The organism is Kitasatospora sp. NPDC127111, assembly GCF_042677465.1.
Classification (GTDB): Bacteria; Actinomycetota; Actinomycetes; order Streptomycetales; family Streptomycetaceae; genus Kitasatospora.
The window spans coordinates 1-24,375 of record NZ_JBHXTG010000093.1 but is presented as its reverse complement, the minus strand read 5'-3'; the positions used below and the strand labels follow the sequence as shown (position 1 = coordinate 24,375).

General features: G+C 77.4%; 7 protein-coding genes and 1 pseudogene. All 8 read right to left on the bottom strand.

The genetic code is table 11. The annotated features are described in order from the left end of the window. Positions 1-4: 4 nt before the first annotated feature. Positions 5-6,553 carry an amino acid adenylation domain-containing protein gene (locus tag ACFVHB_RS35725; protein WP_380330711.1) on the bottom strand — a complete coding sequence of 2,183 codons (6,549 nt, stop codon included), beginning with the start codon at positions 6,551-6,553 and terminating at the stop codon, positions 5-7. Beyond that, entirely contained in the window at positions 6,550-11,175 is a 4,626-nt protein-coding gene (locus ACFVHB_RS35720) for an amino acid adenylation domain-containing protein (protein WP_380330708.1), read from the bottom strand. The genes ACFVHB_RS35725 and ACFVHB_RS35720 overlap by 4 nt, the downstream gene beginning before the upstream one ends. A gap of 37 nt (positions 11,176-11,212) precedes the next feature. Next, positions 11,213-12,565, bottom strand: a complete 1,353-nt coding sequence (gene glyA, locus ACFVHB_RS35715; RefSeq protein WP_380330705.1) for a serine hydroxymethyltransferase — start codon at positions 12,563-12,565, stop codon at positions 11,213-11,215. Next, positions 12,562-15,846, bottom strand: a complete 3,285-nt coding sequence (locus tag ACFVHB_RS35710; RefSeq protein WP_380330702.1) for an amino acid adenylation domain-containing protein — start codon at positions 15,844-15,846, stop codon at positions 12,562-12,564. Before ACFVHB_RS35710 ends, glyA begins: the two co-directional genes overlap by 4 nt. Positions 15,847-15,992: 146 nt before the next feature. Then, complete coding sequence (locus ACFVHB_RS35705) at positions 15,993-17,336, bottom strand: cysteate synthase (protein ID WP_380330700.1); 1,344 nt, start codon at positions 17,334-17,336, stop codon at positions 15,993-15,995. Next, complete coding sequence (locus tag ACFVHB_RS35700; RefSeq protein WP_380330697.1) at positions 17,333-22,837, bottom strand: amino acid adenylation domain-containing protein; 5,505 nt, start codon at positions 22,835-22,837, stop codon at positions 17,333-17,335. The genes ACFVHB_RS35705 and ACFVHB_RS35700 overlap by 4 nt, the downstream gene beginning before the upstream one ends. Before the next feature lie 79 nt (positions 22,838-22,916). Beyond that, positions 22,917-23,153, bottom strand: coding sequence for an MbtH family protein (locus ACFVHB_RS35695; RefSeq protein WP_380330695.1), 237 nt, complete (start codon positions 23,151-23,153; stop codon positions 22,917-22,919). 314 nt (positions 23,154-23,467) lie between these two features. Beyond that, positions 23,468-24,375 (bottom strand): annotated as a pseudogene (locus ACFVHB_RS35690) (hypothetical protein); the annotation flags it as partial.

The window sequence follows — 24,375 nt, the reverse complement described above, 5'->3', positions numbered from 1 at the left end:
GGGGTCAGGCGGAGGCGAGGCCGTCCTCGGCCTCCAGTTCGGCGAGCAGCAACGCCAGGTCGTCCGGGTCCGTCCCCTCGGCCTGGAGCTGCACCACCCGCAGGGCCAACTCGGCGATGCTGGGCGCCTCGTAGAAGACCCGCAGCGGCACCTCGACCTGGCAGGCCTCGCGGACCCGGGCGGCGAACCGGGCGGCCAGCAGCGAGTGCAGGCCCAGGTCGAACAGGTTGTCGTGGACGCCGACGGCCGGCAGGCCGAGCAGCTCGCCCGCGATCTCCGCGATCTCCCGCTCGGCGGGGGTGCGCGGGGCGACCGCCGCGCCGCCGGCCAGCTCGGCCCGGCCGGGCCGGGGCAGCGCGCCGCGGTCCAGCTTGCCGTTGCCGTTCAGCGGCAGCGCGGGCAACAGCACGATCGCCGACGGCACCAGGTACTCCGGCAGCCGCTCGCGCAGCGCGGCGCGCAGCTCGAAGGCGTCCGGCGCGGCACCCGGGGCGGCCACCGCGTAGCCGACCAGGCGCTTCTCGCCCGGCTCGTCCTCGCGGACCAGCACCGCCGCGGCGCCGACCCCGGGCAGCTCGGCGAGCTGGGCCTCCACCTCGCCGGGCTCGATCCGGTGGCCGCGGATCTTCACCTGCTGGTCCGCGCGGCCGATGAACTCCACCTCCCCGTCGGCCCGGTGGCGGGCCAGGTCGCCGGTGCGGTAGAGCCGGCCGCCGGGCTCGCCGTACGGGTCGGGGACGAAGCGCTCGGCGGTCAGGCCCGGGCGGCCCAGGTAGCCGCGGGCCAGGCCGGCGCCGCCGAGGAACAGCTCGCCGGGGGAGCCGACCGGCACCGGCCGCCCGGCCGGGTCGAGCAGGTAGACGGTGGTGTTGGGCAGCGGGCGGCCGATCGGCAGGCCGTCCCCGCCCACCGGCTCGCCGGTGACCCGCCGGGTGGCCGAGGTGCAGGTCACCTCGGTGAGTCCGTACACGTGCACCAGCGGGACGCCGAGGCGCTGCCAGGCCTCCAGCCGGTCCCGGCGGACCCGCTCGCCGCCCATGGCGACGAACCGCAGGTCCGGCGGCAGCGCGGCGCCGGTGCGTTCCAGTTCGGCGGTCCAGTCGTGCCAGTAGGCGGTGGTCAGCTCCAGGCCGGTGATCCGGTGTTCCGCCAGGTAGCGGGTCAGGTCGACGCCGCGGGCCAGCAGCCGGGCGCCGGGCAGGACGACGGTGGCGCCCGCCGCCAGGGCCGGGAACAGCTCCTCGACCAGCACGTCGAAGCCGGTGGAGGCCAGCTGCAGGAAGCGGTCGCCGGGGGCGAGGCGGAACTCCTCGGCCATCGCCAGGGTGAAGTTCACCAGGCCCCGGTGGGTGAACATCGGGCCCTTGGGCCGCCCGGTGGTGCCGGAGGTGAAGAACACGCAGGCCAGCGCCTCCGGTTCGGCCGGGCGGGCGCTCGCGGTGACCGCGGCCCGGCCGGCGCTCGCGGCGGCCTCGGCCGGGGCCGGGGCGTCGATCGGCTCCACCCGCAGCCCGTCGAACAGCGGTCCGGCCGTGCTGCCGTCGGTGAGCACCAGCTCCGCCCCGGACAGCTCCAGCAGCCCGCGCAGCCGCGCCCCGGGCAGTTCCGGGTCCAGCGTGGTGAACGCCGCGCCCGCCTTCAGCACCCCCAGCAGGGCGGCGACCAGTCGCGGCGTCGGTGCCGCGTGCACCGCGACCACGCTGCGCCCGCCGATCCCCAGCGCGCGCAGCCGGGCGGCGCAGCGTTCGGCGGCGGCCTCCAGCTCGGCGTAGCTGGTGGTGCGGCCCTCGTGCTCCAGCGCCGGGGCGTCGGGCGTACGGGCCGCGGCCGCGGCGACCAGGTCGTGCAGGCCGCCGGGCGGGACGGGGCGGGCGGTGTCGTTCCACCCGGTGAGCACGGTGCGGCGCTCCTCGGCGTCGAGCAGCGGCAGCCCGGACAGCGGGGTCCGCGGCGCCTCGGCGGCGGCCGACAGCAGCACGCCGAAGCGGTGCGCCAGGCGGGCGACGCCCTCCGCGTCGAACAGGTCCGTCGCGTACTCCACCGTGAAGGCCAGCCGTCCGTCCTGCTCGACGGCGGTGAACATCAGGTCCATCAGGCAGGAGCCGGTCCGCGCGTCCAGCGGCTCCACGCGCAGCCCAGCGAAGCCGGCCCGCGGCGGGCGGGCGCTCTGCAGCGTCAGCATGGTCTGGAACACCGGGTGCCGGGCGGGGTCGCGCTCGGCCCCGACCGCGTCCAGCACCTGCTCGAACGGCACCTCCTGGCAGTCGAAGTCGGCGAGCGTCCGGTCCCGGGTGCGCTCCAGCAGCTCGGCGAAGGCCGGGTCGCCCGAGAGGTCGCCGCGCAGTGCCAGGCTGTTGACGAAGCAGCCCACCAGGCCGTCGAGTTCCTGCTGCCCGCGGCCGGCGACCGGGGTGCCGACCAGGACGTCCTCGGCGCCGGAGAGCCGGCCCAGCAGCGTCTGGTAGCCGGCCAGCAGCACCATGAACAGGGTGGCGCCGTGCCGGGCTCCGAGCGCGCGCAGCTTCGCGGTCAGCTCGGCGGGGAGCTCGAACTCGTGCACCGCCCCGGCCAGGCTCGGAACGGCCGGGCGGGGCCGGTCGGCGGGCAGCTCCAGCACCGGCAGCGGTCCGGCCAGCCGCTCGCGCCAGTGCGCCAGCTGTCCGGTCCAGCGGCCCTCGGCGGCGCGGTCGGCCTGCCAGCGGGCGTAGTCGGCGTACTGCACCGGCAGCGGCGGCAGTTCGCGGCCGTCGTAGAGCGCGCCCAGGTCCTCGACCAGCACGCCCATCGACCAGCCGTCGAGCGCGATGTGGTGGATCACCAGCACCAGGACGTGTTCGGCCGGTGCCACCCGCAGCAGCAGGGCGCGCAGCGGCACCTCGGCCGCCAGGTCGAACGGGCGGGCGACGAAGGCGTCGACCACCTCCCGGGCCTGCTCGCCGTCGGCGAGGTCGCGCACGGTCAGCGGTGCCTCGCCGACCGGCAGCACGCGCTGCGCCGGCACGCCGTCGACCTCCGGCAGCACGGTGCGCAGCACCTCGTGGCGGGCCGTCAGCGCGCGCAGGGCGGCGGCCAGCGCCGCCTCGTCGAGCTCGCCGCCGATCCGCACCGCGGTGGGCACGTGGTAGGCCGGGTTGCCGGGGGCGAAGCGGTCGAACAGCCACATCCGCTGCTGGGCGAAGGAGAGCGGCAGCGGGCGGTCGCGGTCCGCCGGGACGACCGGCGGCAGCGGCGCGGCGGCGCCGACGGCCGGGCCGCCGTCGCCCCCGGTCTCCGCTCCCGTCTCCGCCCCGGCCTCGGCCCCGGAGCGCAGCCGCTCGACCAGCTCGGCCTGGGCGGCCACCGTGACCGCGGCGAACACCTCGCGCAGCCGCAGCTCCACGCCGAACTCCGCGCGCAGGGCGCCGACCAGCCGGTTGGCGAGCAGGGAGTGGCCGCCGAGGGCGAAGAAGTCGTCCAGCACGCCGACCTCGGGCAGCTCCAGCAGCCGCTGCCAGATCGCGGCGATCGCGGCCTCGGCGGCGGTGCGCGGGGCGAGCCGGTCGGCCGGGCCGGCCGGGGTGGCCGGCTCGGGGAGCGCGGCCCGGTCCACCTTGCCGTTGGGGGAGAGCGGCAGGGCCGCCAGCGGCGTCCACAGCGCGGGCACGAGGTGGCCGGGCAGCCGCTCGCGCAGCCAGGCGGCCAGCTCGGCGCCGGAGGCCGGCGAGCCGGCGGCGGGCACCCAGTACGCGGCGAGCCGCCGGTCGCCCGGGGCCACTTCGCGGGCCACCACGATCGCCTCGGCCACCTCCGGGTGGCCCAGCAGCACGCCGGTCACCTCGCCCGGCTCGACCCGGAAGCCGCGGATCTTGACCTGGTGGTCGGCCCGGCCGAGCAGCTCCAGCTCGCCGTCGGCCCGGCGGCGGGCCAGGTCGCCGGTGCGGTAGAGGCGCTCGCCCGGCACCCGGGGGTACGGGTGCGGCACGAAGCGCTCGGCGGTCAGGCCGGGGCGGCCCAGGTAGCCGCGGGCCAGTCCCTCGCCCGCCACGCACAGCTCGCCGGGCACCCCGGCCGGCACCGCGCGGAGCAGTCCGTCCAGCACCAGCAGCCGCTGGTTGGGCAGCGGGTGCCCGTACGGGACCGGGCTGCTCGGGTCGGCGTCCTCGGGCACCGGGTACTCGTTGTTGCAGAAGGCGGCCTCGGCGACCCCGGCCGAGTTGACCACCCGGCAGCCGGGTGCGGCGGCGCGCAGCCGCGGCGGCAGCGCGGGCGGCAGCACGTCCCCGCCGATCAGCGCGGCGCGCAGGCTGTCCAGGGCCAGGCCGTGCTCCTCGGCGGCGGCCAGCACCGCCTCGGTGCCGGCCGGTCCCATCGACCAGACGGTCACCCGGTGGCGGGCGACCAGCTCGGCCCAGTGCCGCGGGTCGCGGGCCGCGTCCGGTGCGGGGAAGACGGCGGCGGCGCCCACCAGCAGCGGGGCCAGGCAGTCGTGCACGGCCGGGTCGAAGCTCGGCGAGTGCAGCGCGATCATCCGGTCGCCGGGGCCGAAGCCGTGCGAACGGGCCAGCCCGGCGAAGGTGTTGACGATGGCGCGGTGGGTGACGGCGACGCCCTTGGGGCGCCCGGTGGAGCCCGAGGTGTACACCAGGTAGGCCAGGTTGGCCTCGCCGGCGCCGGTGGACCCGCCGGGGGACGCGTCGGCGGACGTGCGCCCGCCGTGGCCGGACTCCGGCCCGTCCGCGGCGATCTCCTCCAGCAGCAGCACCTCGGTGCCGGCCGGGAGCGCGCCCGCGGTGGACCGGTTGGCCAGCACCACGGCCGGCCGGGCGTCGGCGAGCATGAAGGCCAGCCGGTCCGCCGGGTAGGACGGGTCCAGCCCGAGGAAGGCGCCGCCGGCCCGCAGCGTGCCCAGCATGGCGGCGCTGAGCCCCGCCCCGCGCTCCAGGCAGAGCGCCACCGGCACGTCCGGTCCGACGCCGCTCTCGCGGAGCCGGTGGGCGATCCGGCCCGCCCACGCGTCCAGCGCCCGGTAGTCGAGGGAGCCGGCCCGGTCGATGACCGCGACCGCCTCCGGGGTGCGGGCCGCCTGGCGGGCGAACAGCTGGTCCAGCCGCAGGCCGGCCGGCGGCTCGCCGTCGGTGTCGTTCCAGCCGTGCAGCTCCTGCGCCAGCTCCTCCGGGGTGAGCATCGGCAGCTCGGACAGCCGGGTGGCCGGGGCCCGGACGGCGGCGCCCAGCAGGGTGGTCCAGTGGCCGAGCAGCCGGGCCACCGTCGGGGCGTCGAAGAGGTCCCGGGCGAACTCGGCGAAGCCGGTGAAGCAGCCGTCCTCCTCCGTCAGTTGGAGGTCGAGGTCCAGGTGGGCGCTGTCCCGGGCCACGGTCACCGGCTCGACGTCCAGGCCGGCCAGCGCGGGCGTGGTGGCCGGCGCGTTCTGGAGCACGAAGCCGACCTGGGCCAGCGGGTTGCGGGACAGGTCGCGGCTGGGAGCCAGTTCCTCGACCAGCCGGTCGAAGGGCAGCTCCTGGTGCTCGAAGGCGTCCAGCGCGGTGTCCCGCACCCGGGCCACCAGCCCGGCGAAGTCCGGGTCGCCGGACAGCGAGGTGCGCAGCAGCACCGTGTTGACCAGCGCGCCGACCAGCAGCTCCGTCCCCGGGGCGCGGGTGGCGGGCCCGGTCGCCACCACCACCTCCTCGGTGCCCGCGTGGCGGGCCAGCACCGCCTGGAAGGCGGCCAGCAGGACGATGAACGGGGTCGCCCCCGCGGCCCGGGCGAGGTCGCGCACCGCCTGCGAGGCCGCCGCGTCCAGCCGCACCGGCACGGTCGCGCCGCGGAAGCTGCGCACCGCCGGGCGCGGCCGGTCGCCGGGCAGCTCCAGGGCCTGCGGGGCGCCGGCCAGTCGGTCGCGCCAGTGGTCGAGCAGCCGGTCACCGAGGCCGCCGTCCAGCAGGGCCTGCCGGCCGGCCACGTGGTCGGCGTAGCGCAGCGGCAGCGCGGGCAGCCGGGTCGGCCGCCGCTCGGCGAGGGCGGCGTAGCACTCGGAGAGTTCGGACATCAGCAGGCCGAAGGACCACCGGTCCACCACGATGTGGTGCAGCACCACGACCAGCAGGTGCTCCCGGGGCCCGAGGACGATCAGTTCGGCCCGCAGCAACGGCCCCTTGGCCAGGTCGAACGGCTGCTCGGCGAGCCGGCCGGCCAGCTCCCGGACCTCCGCCTCGCCGGTGCCCGCCGCCTCGGTCACGCCGAGCTCGAAGGCGCGGCGCGGCAGCACCAGCTGGACCGGGACGCCGTCCCGGGCCGGGAAGACGGTGCGCAGCGCCTCGTGCCGGTCGACCAGCAGCTGGAACGCCTGCCGGAGGTCGTCGGCGGCCAGCGGCCCGCGCAGCCGGAGCGCGGCGGCGGTGTTGTAGACGCCGCTGGGGCCCTCCAGCCGGTCGATCAGCCAGAACCGGCGCTGGGCGGCGGAGGCCGGCAGCACCTCGGCGGTGCGGGGGGCGGAGGCCACGGGGTGCTCCTTCTCGGGGGCGGGGTCGGGGGTCGGGGTGGTGGCGCTCGGGGTGCGGGCGGCGGCGGTCACCGGTCACCGCCCATCAGCTCGGCGAGGTCCTCGGCGGACAGGTCGTCGAAGCCGGCGTCGTCGGCCGGTACGGCCTCGCGCACCGGCGCGGCGGGTGCCGCCTCGGGCGCCTCGGCGGCCGGGGCGCGGCGCACCGCCTCGGCGAACTCGCCCAGCACCGGCGCCTCGAACAGCGCCCGCACCGGCAGTTCGCGGCCCAGCGACTCGCGCACGGCGGCGGTCACCTGGACGGCCAGCAGGGAGTGGCCGCCGAGGTCGAAGAAGTCGTCGGCCAGCCCGATCCGGGCCACGCCCAGGGCGGCGCTCCAGATCTCGGCGAGCGCCCGCTCGGTGTCGTCGCGGGGGGCGAGCAGCGCGGTCGATCCGGTGGACCAGTCCGGGGCCGGCAGGGCGGCCCGGTCGAGCTTGCCGTTGGCCGTCAGCGGCAGCGCGTCCAGCGTGACGAAGGCCTCCGGGACCATGTACTCCGGCAGCCGTTCCCGCAGGTGGGAGCGGAGCACGGGCACCAGGCGGCGGGCGGCGCGGCCGCGGTGCGGGTCGTTGGCCCAGTGCGGCCACGGCAGGCCCGCGTCGTCCCCGGCGGGCGGCAGGGCCGTCCCCGGTTCGGTGCCGGCCGGGCGGAAGGCGGCGTCGAAGCGGCCCAGCGGGTCGCCGGCCGCCCAGCTGAGCTCCACGGCGTGTCCGTGGCGCTCGGCCAGCTCGCGCAGGTCCTGCGGGTCGAGGGCGGCGGGCTCGTCGGCGCGGCCGTCGGCGGTGCCCCCGGCGGTGAGCCGCGCGGCGGTGCGGGCGTCGGCGTGCACCCGGGCGTTGGGGATGCCGGTGACCACCAGCGGGGAGCCGTCCAGCAGCGCCCGCAGCTCGCCGCCGCTCCACGGCACCGTGCGCACGGCGGCGGGGGCCGGCTCGGCGTCCAGGTGCAGCACCACGTCGTAGCGGTAGCGGGTCATCTCGTTGCGGTCGCGTCCGGGCTTGGGCAGCACCTCCACCCGGCCGATCCGCGGGATCTCCCGGCGCAGCGCGGCGAAGAAGCGCGGGTCGAGCAGCAGCTCGTCCTCCTGCCGGACGGCCTGGCGGACCAGCCGGGCCAGCTCGGCGTCGCCCGCCCCGGCCGGCAGGCCGGGCTGCAGCACCGACACCTGGAAGGCGTCCAGCAGGGCCAGGTGCCGGACGTCGCCGACGACGATCCGCCCGCCCGGGGCCAGCAGCGCGGCGGCCCGGGTGAGGACTTCGACCAGGTATCCGGCGCTCGGCAGGTACTGGGCCACCGAGTTGACGACGACGGTGTCGAACCCGCCGGCCGCCAGCCCGTCCAGCTCGTGGCCGGCCCGGCGCAGCACCCGGACGTGCTCCCAGTGCGCCGGGAGGTGGCGGCGGACGTGGGCGACCGCGCTGTCCGACAGGTCGAGGGCGGTGTACTGCTCGCAGTCGCCGGCCAGCCGGAAGAGCAGCAGGCCGGTGCCGCTGCCGATCTCCAGGACCCGGCGCGGGCCGGTGCGCCGGATCAGCGCGACGGTGTCCTCCACCCAGCGCCGCATCTCCTCGGCCGGGATCGGCTCGCCGGTGTAGCTGCTCGTCCAGCCCCGGATGTTGAACGTCGGATCGGCGCCGCCCACCTGCTCGTACTGCTCGTAGGCGGTGTCGAAGACGGTCCGCCACTGCGCGACCTGCTGAGCGTCCTCGGTACGGTCCGCCGGCTCCTCGGGCGAGCCGCCGTCCGCGGGGACGAGGTAGGCGACCAGGCCGGTGCCGCCGCCCGGCGCCTCGCGGGGAAGGACGGCCGCGTGCCGGACGGCCGGGTGGGCGCCCAGCTCCGCCTCGATCTCGCCGAGCTCCACCCGGTGCCCGCGGACCTTGACCTGCTGGTCGATCCGGCCCAGGTACTCCAGCTCGCCGTCGGGCAGCCGGCGGGCCAGGTCGCCGCTGCGGTACAGCCGTTCGCCGTCGCCCAGCGGGGAGGGGACGAAGCGTTCGGCGGTGAGGCCCGGGCGGCCCAGGTAGCCGCGGGCCAGACCCGGCCCGCCGACGCACAGTTCGCCGGGCACGCCGGGCGGCACCGGTTCGCCGCGCCGGTCCAGCAGGTGCACGGCCAGGTCGGCCAGCGGGCGGCCGATCACGCTGCCGGGGGCGGCCAGGTCGGCCGGGCCGAGCGGGTGCGCGGTGACGTGGACGGTGGTCTCGGTGATCCCGTACATGTTGACCAGCCGGGGGCCGTCCGGGTGCCGGTCGGCCCAGGCGCGCAGCGCGCCCGGCTCCAGGGCCTCGCCGCCGAACACCACGTGCCGCAGCGCGAGCGGGCGCTCCGCCGTCCCCCCGGCCGCCGCGTCGGCCGCGGCCTTCGCGTCGGCGTCGGCGAACTGGCGGAAGGCGGTGGGCGTCTGGCTGAGCACCGTGACGCCCTCCGCGCGCACCAGCGCGTGGCAGGCGGCGGGGTTGCGCCGGGCCTCCTGGGGCACCACGGCGATCCGGCCGCCGTGCAGCAGCGCACCCCAGATCTCCCAGACCGAGAAGTCGAAGGCGGCGGAGTGGTACAGCGACCAGACGTCGTCCGGGCCGAACGGCACGTCCGCGACGGCCGCCTCGAAGAGCCGCAGCACATTGGCGTGGGTGAGCAGCGCGCCCTTGGGGCGGCCGGTGGTGCCGGAGGTGTAGATCACGTACGCGAGGTGGTCCGGGCCGAGCGGGGCCGGCGCCAGCGGCTCTCCGGTCACCGGCTGGTCGACGGCCAGCACCGGCACTCCGTCGGCGAGTTCGGCGTGCTCCGGGTCGGCGACCAGGGCCGCCGCGCCGGAGTCGGCCAGGGTGTAGGCCAGCCGGTCGGCCGGGTGGCGCGGGTCGAGCGGGACGTACGCGCCGCCGCTCTTCAGGATGCCCAGGATGCCGGTGACCAGCCGTACCGAGGGTTCGACGCAGATCGCCACCCGGTTCTCCGGACCCACCCCCAGCTCGCGCAGCCGCCGGGCCAGCGCGTCCGAGCGGCGGTCCAGCTCGGCGTAACTCAGGCTCTCCGTACCGGAGTTGACCGCGATCGCGGCCGGGCGCAGCCGGACCTGCTCGGCGAACGCGGCCGGCAGGCTGCGCGCCCGGGGCGGCGCGGCGGTGCGCCGGGCGGCACCGGCGGCCAGCTCGGCGCCGCGCTCGGCCGGGCCCAGCAGCGGCAGCGCGTCCAGCCGGGTGTCCGGGTCGGCGGCCGCGGCGGCCAGCAGGTGCAGCCACTGGTCGACGAACCGGCGCACGGTGCGCTCCTCGTACAGCTCGGTGCTGTAGTCGGCCAGGCCGGTCAGGCCCTGCGGGGTCTCGGTGACCTGGAGGTGCAGGTCGAACTTGGCGGTGCCGGTGTCCACCGCGGCCACGTCCATCCGCAGCCCGGGCAGCTCGATCCTGCTCTCCGGGGTGTTCTGCAGGACCAGCAGAAGGTTGGCGAACGGGGTGCGCCCGCCGGCGTCGCGGTCCGGGCGGACCTCCTCGACGATCCGCTCGAACGGCACGTCCTGGTGGGCGTACGCGGCGAGCGCGGACTCCCGGACGCGGCCCAGCAGTTCACGGAAGGTCGGGTTGCCGGACAGGTCGGTGCGCAGCGGCAGCATGTTGACGAAGAAGCCGATCAGGCCCTCGGTCTGCGGGTGGTTGCGGTTGGCCACCGGCGAGCCGACGACCAGGTCGTCCTGGCCGCTCCAGCGCTGCGCCACGGCGGTGAAGCCGGCCAGCAGCGCCATGTACAGGGTCGCGTCGTGCTCCCGGGCCAGCGCGGTGAGCCGGGTGGCGAGGTCGCCCTCCAGTCGCCACGGGAAGCAGGCGCCGGCGAAGCCCTGGCGGGCGGTGCGCGGCCGGTCGGTGGGCAGGTCGACGGCGCTGGGCGCGCCGGCCAGCCGCTCGCGCCAGTGCGCCAGTTGGGCGTCCAGGGCCTCGCCCGACACCCGCTCGTGCTGCCAGAGCGCGAAGTCGGCGTACTGCACCGGAAGTTCGGGGAGTTCGGCGGCCTCCGGCAGTTCCGGCGGCGCGGTGATCCCGGTCGGCTCGGCGGCGGCCGGCCGGTAGTGGTGGGCCAGTTCGCGCACCAGGATGTCCAGCGACCAGCCGTCCGCCACGATGTGGTGCACGGCGAGCACCAGCAGGTGCTCCTCGTCCGCCAGCCGGACCAGCCGGCCGCGCAGCAGCGGGCCCGCGCCCAGGTCGAACGGGCGGCGGCTCTCCTGCTCGGTCAGCTCGGCGAGCGCGGCCGCCCGGGCGTCGGCGGCCAGCGCGGACAGGTCGGTGAGCGGCAGCGCGACCTCGACCCGGGCGTGCACGACCTGCTCGGGCCGGCCGTCCTCGGCGCGGAAGGTGGTGCGCAGCGCCTCGTGCCGGGCCACCACCCGGCCCAGCGCCCGCTCCAGCGCGCGGGCGTCCAGCCGGCCGGTCAGCCGGACGGTGCAGGCGATGCTGTAGAGCGGGCTCGGTCCGGCGAACTGCTCGACGAACCACAGCCGTTGCTGGGCGAAGGAGAGCGGCAGCCGGGCCCCCTCGGGGCGGGGGGCGATCAGGCCGGCGGCGTCGGTGCGGGCGAGGCCCTGCTGCCGGAGCAACTGGGCGAGCAGGCGGCGCTTCTCGGAGGAGAGCGCGGCGCGCTGGGGTGACTGGCTCATGGGTGGTCCCGGGCGGTCGGAGAGGCGGTCAGGGCGGTCAGGGCGTGTGGTGCGGCAGCGGGAACTCCCGGCAGAGCCGGGCGACTTCGCCGCGCACCTCGGAGCGGACGGCCGGGTCGAGGGCGTACCCGGTCTCGCCGTCCGGCACCAGCGCGGTGAGCACCCGGTCGACGAGGGCGGCGCAGCGGCGCAGCTCGGCCGGGCCCATGCCGCGCAGGGCCAGGGTGTTGGTACCGAAGCGGATGCCGCTGGTGACCCGGGGGCCGTGCGGGTCGCCGGGGATCCGGTTGCGGTTGACCACGATCCCGCAGTCCGCCAGCGCGGACTCGGCGATCGCGCCGGTCAGCCCGCCCCGGCCGACGTCCAGCAGCACCATGTGGTTGTCGGTGCCGCCGGTGACGAGGGTGTGGCCCAGGCCGGCGAAGGCCTCCGCCAGCTCCCGGGCACCGGACACCACCCGCTGCGCCAGGGCGCCGAACTCGGGCTGGGCGGCGAGGTCGAAGGCGCGCGCCTTGGCGGCCACCGCGCCCAGGTCGGGGGTCCCCTGGAGGAACGGGAAGGTGCCGTGCGCGATCGCCTGGGCGAGGGTCCGCCGGGTGCCGGGCACCGGCCGGTCGGCGTCGCGGCCGAGCAGGATCAGGCCGCCGCGGGGGCCGTACAGCTGCTTGTAGGTGCTGGTGGTGGTGGCGTGCGCGTGGTCCACCGGGCTCGGGTGCAGCCCGGCCGCGACCAGGCCGGCGATGTGCGAGATGTCGGCGAGCAGGAAGGCGCCGACCTCGTCGGCGATCCGCCGGAACCGCGCGAAGTCCACCGTGCGCGGGTAGGCGCTGGCACCGCAGACGATCACCTTGGGCCGGTGGACCCGGGCCAGTTCGGCGACCTGCGCGTAGTCCAGCAGGCCGTCGGCGTCGGTGCCGTAGCCGACCGCGTGGAAGAACCGCCCCGACACCGAGGCCGGCGAGCCGTGGGTCAGGTGGCCGCCCGCGCTCAGCTCCATGCCGAGCAGGGTGTCGCCCGGCTTCATCAGGGTGCAGAGCACGATCTGGTTGGCGGTGCTGCCCGAGTGCGGCTGCACGTTGGCGTACCGGGCGCCGAACAGGGCGCGGGCCCGCTCCACCGCCAGCCGCTCGACCTCGTCGACCAGCTCGCAGCCCGCGTGGTAGCGGGCGCCCGGGTAGCCCTCGGTGGTGACGTTGGAGATGCTCGCGCCGGCGCAGGCCAGGACCGAGGGGTCGGCGCTGCTGGAGGCGGCCACCATGGCCAGGGTCTCGTTCTGCCGGGCGTGCTCGCGCTCGAGCAGGTCGGCCAGCAGCGGGTCGGCGGCGGCCAGGCGGTGTGCGCCGAGGCCGGCGTAGGCGGCCAGGACGCCGGTGGTCGTGGTGGTGGTCATGCGTGGCTCTCCTCGTGCTCCGCGTGCTGCGCGTTCGTCTCGTACGGCGCGTTCTTCTCGTGTCGGGCGAGCAGCCCGTGGGCCTCCTCGTCGGTCATCTCCAGCAGGGCGGCGGCGATCCGGGCCACCGCCGCGACGTCGGTGCCCGCCTCGCGGCCCCGGGTGGCCAGCCGCAGCGCCTGCTCGGCGAGGGTGGGCGCCTCGAACAGGTCGCGCAGCGGCAGCTCGACGCCGAAGGTCTCCAGCACCGCCGAGGCGAGCCGGGTGGCGAGCAGCGAGTGCCCGCCGAGGGCGAAGAAGTCGTCCTCCGCGCCGACCCGGTCGACCTCCAGCAGTTCGGCCCAGAGCGCGGCCAGCACCAGCTCGGTGTCGTCGCGGGGAGCCAGGTACGCGGCGGCGGCCCGGTCGGCCGTCGCGTCGGGTTCCGGCAGCGCGGCGCGGTCGACCTTGCCGTTGGGCGACAGCGGCAGCGCGTCCAGCGTCACGAAGACCGCCGGGACCATGTACTCGGGCAGCTCGGCCCTGAGCAGGGCGCGCAGCTCGGCGGCGGCCGGCGCCGCACCGTCCCGGGCGGGCACCAGGTAGCCGACGAGCCGACGCTCGTCCCCGCTGCCGCGGGCCGCGACCACGGCCCGGTCGATCCCGGGGTGGCGGCGCAGCACCGACTCGATCTCGCCCAGCTCGATCCGCAGCCCGCGCAGCTTGACCTGGTGGTCCAGCCGGCCGATCAGCTCGATCACGCCGTCGGCGCGGGTGCGGGCCAGGTCACCGGTGCGGTACAGCCGGGCGCCGGTCGGCACCGGGCCGGTGCCGGCGCCCGGGTGCGGGCGGTAGCGGTCCGCGGTCAGGCCCGGGCGGCCGAGGTAGCCGCGGGTCAACCCGGTGCCGGCCAGGCAGAGTTCGCCCGGGACCCCGACCGGGGCCGGCTCCAGCGCCGGGGTCAGCACCACGGCCTGCTGGTTCACCATCGGGCGGCCGTACGGGATGCTGGTCCAGGCCGGGTCGACCTCCCCGACGGGGTAGGTGATCGAGTGGATGGACGCCTCGGTGGCGCCGCCCAGCGCGATGAACGCCAGCTCCGGCGCCAGCCGGCGGAACCGTCCGACCAGCGGGACCGGGATCCAGTCGCCGCCGAAGAACGCGACGCGCAGCTGCGGCAGCCGGACGTTGCGTTCCTCCCCGGCCCGCACGAAGGCGTCGGCCAGCGCGGGGGCCGAGTTCCAGACCGTCACCCGGTGGCGGCGGACCAGGTCCACCCAGTGGTGCGGGTCGCGGGACCGGTCCGGGTGCGGCATCACCACCGCGCCGCCGGCCGCCAGGATGCCCAGCGTCTCGTAGACGAACATGTCGAAGCTGGGGGACGACAGGCCGAGCACCCGGTCGCCCGGTCCGACGCCGTAGGTGTCGTTGAGGTCCAGCAGGTTGTTGACGGCGCCGCGGTGCGGGACGGCGATGCCCTTGGGCGCGCCGGTGGAGCCCGAGGTGTGGATGACGTACGCCAGGTTGTCCGGGGTCGTCCCGGCCGGGCGCCGCGGGGCGGCGGACCACTGCCCGGCGTCCTCCACCTCCAGCAGGGCGGCCCCGCCCACGGGCAGCAGGCCGGCCAGGGCACGCTCGGTGAGCACCACCGGCGGCGCCGCGTCCCCGAGCATGAAGGCCAGCCGCTGCTCCGGGTAGGCCGGGTCCAGCGGCAGGTAGGCGCCGCCGGCCTTGAGGACGCCGAGCACGGCGGCCACCAGCGCCGGGCCCTTGGCGAGGCAGACGCCGACGGTGGTGTCCGGCCCGACGCCCAGGCCGGCCAGCCGGCCGGCGATCCGCTCGGCCAGCGCGTCCAGTGCCGCGTAGCTCAGCTCACCGCCGGCATGGAGGACGGCCGGCGCCTCCGGGCGCAGGGCGAGCTGCTCCTCGAACAGCTCGTGCAGACAGGCTCCGGCCCGCGGGTAGGCGTGGGCGGTGTCGTTCCACTCCACCAGGGCGCGGTGGCGCTCGGCCCCGGTCAGCATCGGCAGGGCGGACAGCCGGGTGTCGGGGGACGCGACGGCGGCGGCCAGCAGGGTGCGCCAGTGCCCGAGCAGCCGGTCCACCGTCGCCGGGTCGAACAGGTCGCTCGCGTACTCGACGGTGCCGGTGAACTCGCCGTCCACCTCGCGCAGCTGGAGGTTGAGGTCGACCTGCGCGCCGCCGCGCGGCACCTCCCGGACGGTCACCGCCAGGCCGGGCAGCTCGGGGGCGGCCAGCGGCGCGTTCTGCACCAGCAGCAGGGACTGGACCAGCGGGTTGTGACTGAGCGCCGGGCCCGTCGCCCGCTCGGGGAGCATCCGCTCGAACGGCAGCCGCTGGTGCTCGAAGGCACCCAGCGCGGCCCGGCGGACCCGGGCCAGCAGCTCGGCGAAGGTGGGGTCGCCGGCCATCGAGGTGCGGATCGGCAGGATGTTGACGAAGCAGCCGATCAGCCCCTCGGCCTCGGCCGGGCGCACCCCGGCGCCGGTGCCGACCACGATGTCCTCGCCGCCGCTGTGCCGGGCCAGCACCGCCTGGAAGGCGGCCAGCAGGGCCATGAACGGGGTCACCCCGGCCCGGCGGCACAGGGTCCGGACGGCGGCGGACAGTTCGGCCGGGAGCCGCACCGGCAGCGCGGCGCCGCGCAGCGACTGCACCGCGGGGCGCGGGCGGTCGCAGGGCAGCTCCAGCAGCTCGGGCGCGCCGGCCAGCGTCCGGCGCCAGTACGCCTGGTCCCCGTCCTCGCCGGCCGCCCGGGACTCGGCCTCCCAGACCGCGAAGTCGCCGTACTGGATCGGAAGTTCGGGCAGCTCGGCGGCCCGGCCGGCGTAGCACTGCGCCAGCTCGGCGAGCAGCACGCCGACCGACCACATGTCGGCCACCAGGTGGTGGACGGTGACGGCCAGCACGTGCCGCTGCGGCGCCAGCCGGTGCAGCACCGCGCGCAGCAGCGGCCCGCGGGCGAGGTCGAAGGGGCGGGCGGCGTCGGCGGTCAGCACCGCGTCCAGCTCGGCGGGCGGCGTCCGCCGGGTCTCCAGCGCGAACGGCGCCGGCTCGCCGACCAGTTGCACCAGCTCGCCGTCCGCCTGCTCGAAGCAGGTGCGCAGCGATTCGTGCCGGCCGACCAGTTCGGTCAGCGCGGCCGTCAGCGCGGCGGTGTCGAGCGGACCGTCCAGCTGCAGGGCGAACGGCAGGTGGTAGGCGCTGGTGCCGGGGGTCAGCCGCTCCACCAGCCAGATCCGGCGCTGCGCCGAGGTGGCGGGAAAGGCGAACTGCTGCATGGTCTGATCTGCTCTCTGCCGGTCGGACGGCCCGGGGGCGGGGCCAGGGACGGGGGCGGGCTCGTGGCGGGGGGCGGGACGGGTTCGGTGGTCGGGGCCGGGCCCCGGCTCCGGGACGACGCCGGGGCCGGGGGCGACGGGGGCCGTCATGAGCCGGTCACCAGGTAGGCGGCGGCCTCGGCGCCCAGACCGGCCGGGATCCGCAGGTCGGGCCGGACCTCGGCGGGCCGGTGGGCGGCTGCCCACCGGGCCCGGCCGCCACCGGTGACGTGCAGCAGCACGGTCTCCCCGGGCCGGATCCGTCCGGCGGCGACCGCCTGCCGCAGGCCGGCCAGCGCCACCGCCGCGGCCGGCGCGATGTCGACGCCCTCGGCCTCGGCGAACAGCCGTCCGGCGGCGACCGCCTCGGCGGTATCCGCCGCCAGCAGCTCCCCGCCGCTCTCGGCGAGGATCTCGCGCACCCCGCCGGCCACCGCGTAGGGCGGCTTGCGGGTGGTCAGCTCCTGGGCGTACGACGCGGCGATCGCCGCCCGGACGGCCGGGCCGGAGCCGACGGCCGGCTCGGCCAGTCCGTCCCGCCAGGCGCGGACCATCGGGGCGAACGGGGTGTTCTGGCAGAGCGTCAGCCGGGGCAGTCCGCCGGACGGGCCGCCGGCACTCCCCGCGGCCGGGAAGCCGGCCGCCAGCAGCCGCCGGGCCGCCTGGTGCGCGGCGATCGCGCCGGCCCCGCTGCCGACGGCCTGCACGTAGTGGTCGGGCAGCCGGCCGATCGTCTCGGCGGCCGCCAGCAGCGCGGTGCCGAGGCCGTCGCGCCGGGCCACGTTGCGGGTGCCGCCCTCGGCCTGGTGGCCGGGCCGGGCGGCGATCGCGTCGGCCAGCTCGATCGCGTCGGTGTAGTCGCCGGCCACCGTCACCAGCCGGACGCAGTCGGCCCGTGCACCGGCGGTGGCCAGCCCGGGCAGCGCCGTCTCCGGCACCACCAGGACGCACTCCACCGCCTGCCGCGAGCAGGCCCGCAGGAAGGCCGCGGCGGTGTTCCCGGCGGACGCGACCACCAGGACCGGCGGCCGCTCGGGCAGCCGGGCCAGCACCGCCTGCGCCTCCAGCTCCTTGAAGCTGCCGGTGGCGAGGGCGGCGCCGCGCTCGGGCCAGTAGCCGCTGAACGCGACCCACAGCTCGGTCAGACCCAGCGCGCGGCCCAGCCGCTCGGCCCGGTAGGCGGTGCCGCCGCTGCCCTCGGGCAGGGACCGGCCGGCGGTCGGCAGCCAGCAGCGGTAGCGGAACGGTCCGCTGCCGGGGCCGGGGGCGAACGCGGGGGCGTACTCGGTGCTCAGCAGGCCCGGCCGGTGCGTCGCGGCGCAGTCCAGCCGCAGCCCGTCGTCCTGGTAGCCCTCCCGGCAGACCGGACAGCGCAGCAGGTACGGGCGGTCCACGGGGGGCGTGGGACCGGTGACCGGCCGGGCCGAGGGGAGGTGGGGGGCGGAGGTCATCGGCCCTCCCCGACGGTGGACGGGACGCCGGCGGACGCGTCGGCGAGCACCGGTCGCAACGTGCCGTCGGACCCGCGGCTGACGGCGTACCGGGTGCGGTCCACCCGGGCCGGCCCCGGCCGGCCGGCGGCGGCCGCCCGCTCCGGCCGTGCCGCCGCCGCGTCCACCAGGGCGGCCACGGCCGCCACCGTGGGCCGCTCGAACAGCTGGTGCAGCGGTAGCTCGGCCCCGAACTCGGCCCGGGCGCGCTCGGCGAAGCGGGCCAGCAGGAGCGAGTGCGCACCCCGGTCGAACAGGTCCTCGTGGCGGCCGATCGGACCGGTCCTGAGGAGCTCGGCCAGCAGCGCGGCGATCCGCGTCTCGGTCGGCCCGTCCGGCCGCTCGGTGCCGCCCGGGGTGTCGCCCGGGTCGCCGGCGGACTCCGGCGCGGGCAGCGCCCGCCGGTCGACCTTGCCGTTGGCGGTCAGCGGCAGCGCGTCCAGCGTCACCAGCAGCGAGGGGACGGCGTAGCCGGGCAAGGTGCGGCGCAGCTGCTCGCGCAGCTCGGCGGGCGCCGTGCGCGGGCCGTGCCGCTCCGGACCGCGCTGTTCGGAGCCGTGCTGCTCCGGGCCGTTCTGCTCCCGGCCGTGCTGTTCCGGGTCGTGCTGTTCCAGGAAGGCGACCAGTCGGGCCCGGGCGCCCTCGCCGTCCACCACGACCGCCGCCCGGCGCACCGCGGGCAGCCGTTCCAGCGCGGTCTCGACCTCGCCCAGCTCGATCCGGTGCCCGTGCAGCTTGACCTGGGTGTCGGCGCGGCCGACGAAGAGCAGCGCGCCGTCCGGCCCGCGCCGCGCCAGGTCACCGGTGCGGTAGAGGCGCGCCCCCGGCTCGGCGCCGAAGGGGTCGGGCACGAAGCGCTCCGCGGTCAGGCCGGGCCGGCCGAGGTAGCCGTGGGCCAGGCCGTGGCCGCCGATCAGCAGCTCGCCGGTGACCCCGGCGGGGACCAACCGCAGGGCCGGGTCGACCAGGTGCAGGCGGGTGTTGGCGACCGGCGCGCCGAGCGGCAGCTCGCCGTCGGCCGCGGTCAGCTCGCCGCGCGCCGACCAGACGGTGGTCTCGGTCGGACCGTAGACCTGCCAGAGCCGCACGCCGCGGGCCAGCAGTTCGGCGGCCAGCTCGGCCGGCAGCCGCTCCCCGCCGCACAGCGCGGTCAGCCCGGGGGTGCCCGGCCAGCCCGCGTCCAGCAGCAACTGCCAGGTCACCGGGGTGGCCTGCAGGTGGCTGACCCCGCCGGCCTCCAGGCAGGCCCGCAGTCGCGAACCGTCGCCGGCCGTCGCCGCGTCCGCCAGGTGTACGGTCGCGCCGGTGGCCAGCGGCAGGAAGTACTCCAGCGCGGCGATGTCGAAGGCCGGGGTGGTGACCGAGAGCCAGCCGGTGCCCGGAGCGGGCGCCAGGTCGCGCTCGAAGGAGGCCAGCAGGTTCGCCAGCGCCCGGTGCGGCACCACCACGCCCTTGGGGCGGCCGGTCGAGCCGGAGGTGTGCAGCACGTAGGCCGCCGCCTCCGGGTCGACCGCGGTGTCGGCCGCGCGGCGGGCCTCGCCGATGGCGTCGACCGGCAGCACCGGCCAGTCGCCGGCCGGCACCCGGTCGGCGGGCAGGTCGGTCAGCACCGCGGCGGCGGCGCCGTCGGCCAGCACCAGGGCCAGCCGCTCGGCCGGGTGGCCGGGGTCCAGCGGCAGGTAGGCGGCGCCGGACTTGAGCACGCCCAGCAGCGCGGCGAGCAGCCGCGGAGTCCGCGGCAGCAGCACGGCGACCGTGCCGCCGGGGCCGATGCCCAGGGCGCGCAGCCGTTCGGCGACGCCGTCGGCCAGCCGGTCCAGGGTGCCGTAGTCCAGCTGCTCGCCGCCCCCGGGGCCGGCGGCGCGGACCGCGATCGCCAGCGGAGTGCGGGCGGCCTGGGCCTCGAAGCGGCGCACCACGCCGTCGGCGGGGTCGTAGGCGAGCGCGGTGTCGTCGCCCTCGGCGAGCAGCGTCCGGCGCTCGGCCGGCGTGAGCAGCGGCAGTGCGCCGACCGGCCGGGCGGCGTCGGCCGCGATCTCCGCCAGCAGGGTGGCGAACCGGGCGGCGAAGCGCTCCGCGGTGGCCGGCAGGTAGCGGTCGGTGTCGTAGCGGACCGAGCCGGCCAGGCCGCCCGCGGCCGCCCCCAGGGTGAGCTGGAGGTCGAACTGGCTGCCGCCGGTCGGCAGCGCCAGCGTGGAGCACTCCAGGCCGCCCAGGGTGAACGGGACGCCGTCGCGCCCGGTGGCCATCGCCACCAGCGCCTCGGCGTGCCCGCCCGGTGCCTGCTGGAGGCTGAACAGGCTGCGCACCAGGGGCCGGCCGCCCTGGTCGCGGTCCGGGCGGACCAGCTCGACCAGCGCGGGGAACGGCACCTCGGCGTCGTCCAGCGCGGTGCCGGCGTCGTCCCGTACCCGGGCCAGCAGCGCGGTGAAGGGCTCGGCGGTGTCGATCCGGGCGCGCAGCGGCACGGTGTTGACCAGGCAGCCGACGGTGCCGGCGAACTCGGCGTCGGCGCGCCCGTGGGTCGGGGTGCCGACCACCACGTCCGACTCGCCGGTGCAGCGGGCCAGCAACAGCTGGAAGGCGGCCAGCAGCACGACGTACAGCGTGCTGCCCTCGCGCCGGGCCAGCGCCGTCAGCGCCTCGGTGGTGGCGGGGTCCACGGTCAGCGGCACGGTCGTGCCGCGCATCCGCTGGCGCTCGGGCAGCGGCAGGTCGGCGGGCAGCGTGGTACCGGTCCGGACGCCGGCCAGGGCGGTGCGCCAGCGGTCCAGCCGGCGCCGCCCGGCGGCGGTGGCGGGCAGCGCGGCCTGTCGGCGGGCGAAGGCCGCGAAGGGGGCGGCGGAGGTGTCCGCGGTGGCACCGACCGGTTCGCCGCGCAGCGCCGCCGGGTAGTCGGCGGCCAGCTCGTCCAGCAGCACGGACAGCGACCACAGGTCGGCCACCAGGTGGTGGGCCGTCAGCACCAGCCGGTGGCCGCCCTCGGTGCCGGTGAACAGCCGCGCCCGCAGCAGCGGCCCGGTCTCCAGGTCGAAGGGCTGCTCGGCCGCCGCGGTCAGGCGCTCGGCCAGCTCGGCCGCGCTCCAGCCGGAGGCGTCGACCTGCTCGAAGCCGGGCGGGAGCTCGGCGTGCACCCGCCGCACCGGACCGGACGCGGTCCGCGGGAAGGTGCTGCGCAGGACGGCGTGCCGCCGGGTCAGGCCCTCCAGGGCGGTGCGCAGGGCGGCCGGGTCGAGCCCGCCGTGCACCCGGAAGGCGGCGGAGACCAGGTAGGCGGGGCTCTCGGGGGCGACCTGGTGCAGCAGCCGGAGCGCGGCCTGGTTGGGGGAGAGCGGGTGGTCGCCGGGCTCGGTGGCCGGGTCGGGTGCGTCCTTCGTCGCGGCGGCCTCCTCGGTGTCCCCGGCCGCCTCGTCGAAGCGCTCGGCGAGCAGCCCGGCCAGCCCGGCCAGGTCCAGGGCGAGCGCCTCGGTCAGCCCCAGGTCGACGCCCAGGGCGGCGCGCAGCTCGTGCCGCAGCCGGACCGCGCCGAGCGAGTCCAGGCCCAGCTCGGCGAGCCGCTGCCCGGGTGCGAGCTCCTCGGCGGCCAGCCCGAGCCGGGCGCCGAGCAGCGCGCGCAGCGCGGCCAGCAGCAGCGCCGGGCGCTCGGCCGGACCGGCCGCCCGCAGCGCCCCGGCGTCCAGGGCCGCCGGCCGCTCGTCCACGGCGCCCTGCGGCCGGCCGCTGTGGGCGAGCGCGGTGAGGGCGCCGTCCCGGTAGGAGGCGGCGCACACGTGGCGCTGCACCTTGCCGCTGGACGTGCGCGGCAGCGTCGCGGCGCGGATCAGCACCACCGCGGCCGGCCGCACCCCGTGCGCCTCGGCGACCGCCTCGCGCACCGCGCGGGCCAGCGCCGGCAGCTCGCCGTCCTGGTGGTCGCGGGCGACCTCCTGGACGATCACCAGCTCGGCCGCACCGGCCAGTTCGACCTGGACGGCGGCGCCGCAGTTGGCGCGCAGCGCCGGGTGGACGGCGGCGACGGTCTGCTCGATGTCCTGCGGGTAGTGGTTGCGGCCGCGGACGATGATCAGGTCCTTCAGCCGCCCGGTGACGTACAGCTCGCCCTCGTGCAGCAGGCCCAGGTCGCCGGTGCGGAGGAAGGCGGGGTCGTCAGCAGGTCCTCCGTCGGCGAGGCGGGCTCCGAAGGTGGCGGCGGTGTGCTCCGGCCGGTTCCAGTAGCCCTGGGCCACGCTCGGGCCGGAGAGCCAGATCTCGCCGATCGCGCCGGCGGGCACCGGCCGGCGGGTCACCGGGTCGACGATCTCCAGCCGCTGGGACGCGTCCGGGCGTCCGCTGCTGACCAGCTCGGTGCTCCCGGTGATCGCCGTTCCCCCGGTGGCGGCGTCGGCACCCCCGGAGGCGCCCGCGAGCAGGGAGTTCGGCGCCAGGTAGCGGGCGGGGGCGGTGCCGTGCGGCTTGCAGGAGACGATCAGCGTGGCCTCGGCCAGCCCGTAGCACGGGGTGAAGGCCTCGGCCCGGAAGCCCGCCGGGGCGTAGGCGGCGGCGAACCGCCGGAAGGTTTCGGCACGCACCGGCTCGGCACCGTTGAACGCCACCTCCCAGCTGCTCAGGTCGAGTCCGGCCAGCACCTCGGGGGTGGCCAGATCGGCGCACAGGTCGTAGGCGAAGTTGGGGCCGCCGCTGACCGTCGCCCGGGTGCGGCTGATCTCGCGCAGCCAGCGCAGCGGGTCCTGGGCGAAGGCGGTGGGCGCCATCAGCGAGCAGGAGCCGGCGTAGTACAGCGGCTGGAGCATGCCGCCGATCAGGCCCATGTCGTGGAAGAGCGGCAGCCAGGACATGCCGCGGGTGCTGCCGGTGGTGCGGAAGGCCCGCTGGATCAGCGCCGAGTTGTGCAGCAGGTTGCCGTGCGTCAGCACCACGCCGCGCGGGGCCGAGGTGGAGCCGGAGGTGTACTGGAGGAACGCCACGGTGTCGGCGCCGACCCTCGGGCGCACCCAGCCCTCCGCCTCCTCCTCGGGCACCCGGTCGGTCGCGAGCAGCCGCAGCACGTCCATCACCGCGCCGTCCGGGTCTCCGGGCAGCAGCCGGTCCCGGACGGCGGCGGTGGTCAGCGCCACCGTCGCCCCGCAGTCCGCGACGATGTCCACCAGCCGCTCCAGCGAGCGCGGCCGGCGGTTGGGCGGGTACACCGGCACCGCGACGGCCCGCGCGTACAGGCAGCCGACGAAGGAGACCACGTAGTCCAGGCCCGGCGGTTGGAGCAGCAGCACCGGACGGTCGGTCAGACCGAGCCGCTGCAGCCGGGCGGCGACGGCCCGGGCCCGCCGGTCGAGCTGTCCGTAGCTCAGCCGCTCGGCCGGGGCGTCCTCCCTCCCGGAGAACTCGAAGGCCGTGCGGTCCGGATCCGCCGCCGCGGTGGCGGCGATCGCCGAGATCCAGTCCTGGTGCTCAAGTCGCGGGTCCACGCGTTCTGTCCTCACCGTTCGGTGTCCGATGCCCTGTGTCTGCCGTTGTCGGCGGCCGTTCCGTCCGGCCGCCCCGTGCTCAGCCGGCGGCCGGGACCGCCGCGGCCTCGGCCTCCTGCTCCGCCATCGCCAGGCGCAGGCTCAGCGGGCGCATGTCGGTCCACACCTCGTCGATGTGGGCCAGGCACTGCGCCTTCTCGCCCCGGGGGCCCTCGGCGCGCCAGCCGGCCGGCAGCTCCCGGTCGGCCGGCCAGATCGAGTACTGCTCCTCGTGGTTGACGACGACCTGGTAGACGGTGGTGTCCTCGTTGCTCATGACTGCGCTCCGATCCGATGGATGGGTGTTCCGGTGGTCCCGGTGGTTCCGGTGGTTCCGGTGGTTCCGGTGGTTGTGGTGGTGCCGGTGATGGGGTCCCGGCCGCGGGTCGCCGCGGGTCGCTGCGGGCCGGCCGACCTGTCATCGATGCTGTCGTTCCGCCCTGACCGCGCCCTTGGTCCGGCCTGGGTCCGTCCTGGGCGGGGGCGGACGGGCCTCCGGCGGTGCTCCGGCGCGGCTCCGGCGTCGTACCGGCGGCGCCCCGCCGGCGCGGCTGCGGCTCACTGATGGCTCACTGACGTCTCACTGACGCCTCACTGAACGCCGACCGAGGTCGTCGGCCGGCCCCGGTCCACCCGGTCGAGGCCGGGGAAGAGCCGGGCCTCGGCGGCCTCGCGGAGGTAGGAGGCGCCGGCGGTGCCGCCGGTGCCGCGCACCATCCCGATGATCTTCATGGTGATGCCCCAGTGGGTGCGCTTCATGGCGCCCCAGGCGTCGTCCAACTCCGCCATGGCCTCCCGTAGTTCGTCCTGCGGAAGGCCGCTGTCCAGGAGCGTGCGGTGCAGCGTCGGGCCGGAGCGTTCGACGGCTCGGTACGCCCTGGACTGGACCGCGCTCCGCCCGTCGGTGTTGGCCCGGATGACCGCGAAGGCGTCCTTGGGCATGGTGGTCAGCACCCGGAACACCGCGGACGTCCCGGCCACCTGACGGGCGGCCGCCGCCAGCAGCGCCCGCGCCGGCTCGGCCCGGCCGGCGGCCACGGCCTCGGTGGCCGCCCGTACGGCGTCGGCGACCGCGGCGAAGACCGCCTCGAAGATCTGGATCACCCGGATGAACATCTGCTCGTCGTGGCCGCGGGTGGTCGGCGTCAGCGTCAGTTCCACGGCCCGCAGCACCTCGGGCGGCACCGCGTCCCGTGCCGCGGCGACCGCCTCGGCGCAGGCGCGGACGAGCTCGGCCGGATCGGCCGGGGCTCCGTCGCCGGCGGGGAGCCCGGCCGCCGCGGTGAGGGCGCGCAGGGCGGCCCGGGTGCGGGGCAGGCCGGCGGGGGTCTCGGCGAGGGTGGCGGCCTCGATGGTCACCAGGTCGGCGAGCAGGGCGGTGATCACCTGCTCCGCGCCGACCCCGGCCGCGGCCAGCGAGGCGTAGACCGGGCTGCCCAGGTAGCTGTCGTAGTCGCCCTGACGGCCGTCCACCACCTGGGGCAGCCAGTCCGCGAGCA

What these genes read in the sequence shown, in the direction of transcription:
- ACFVHB_RS35720 (WP_380330708.1), bottom strand. Translation starts at nt 11,175, where the DNA reads ATGAGCCAGTCACCCCAGCGCGCCGCGCTCTCCTCCGAGAAGCGCCGC.
- glyA (WP_380330705.1), bottom strand. Translation starts at nt 12,565, where the DNA reads ATGACCACCACCACGACCACCGGCGTCCTGGCCGCCTACGCCGGCCTC.
- ACFVHB_RS35710 (WP_380330702.1), bottom strand. Translation starts at nt 15,846, where the DNA reads ATGCAGCAGTTCGCCTTTCCCGCCACCTCGGCGCAGCGCCGGATCTGG.
- ACFVHB_RS35705 (WP_380330700.1), bottom strand. Translation starts at nt 17,336, where the DNA reads ATGACCTCCGCCCCCCACCTCCCCTCGGCCCGGCCGGTCACCGGTCCC.
- ACFVHB_RS35695 (WP_380330695.1), bottom strand. Translation starts at nt 23,153, where the DNA reads ATGAGCAACGAGGACACCACCGTCTACCAGGTCGTCGTCAACCACGAG.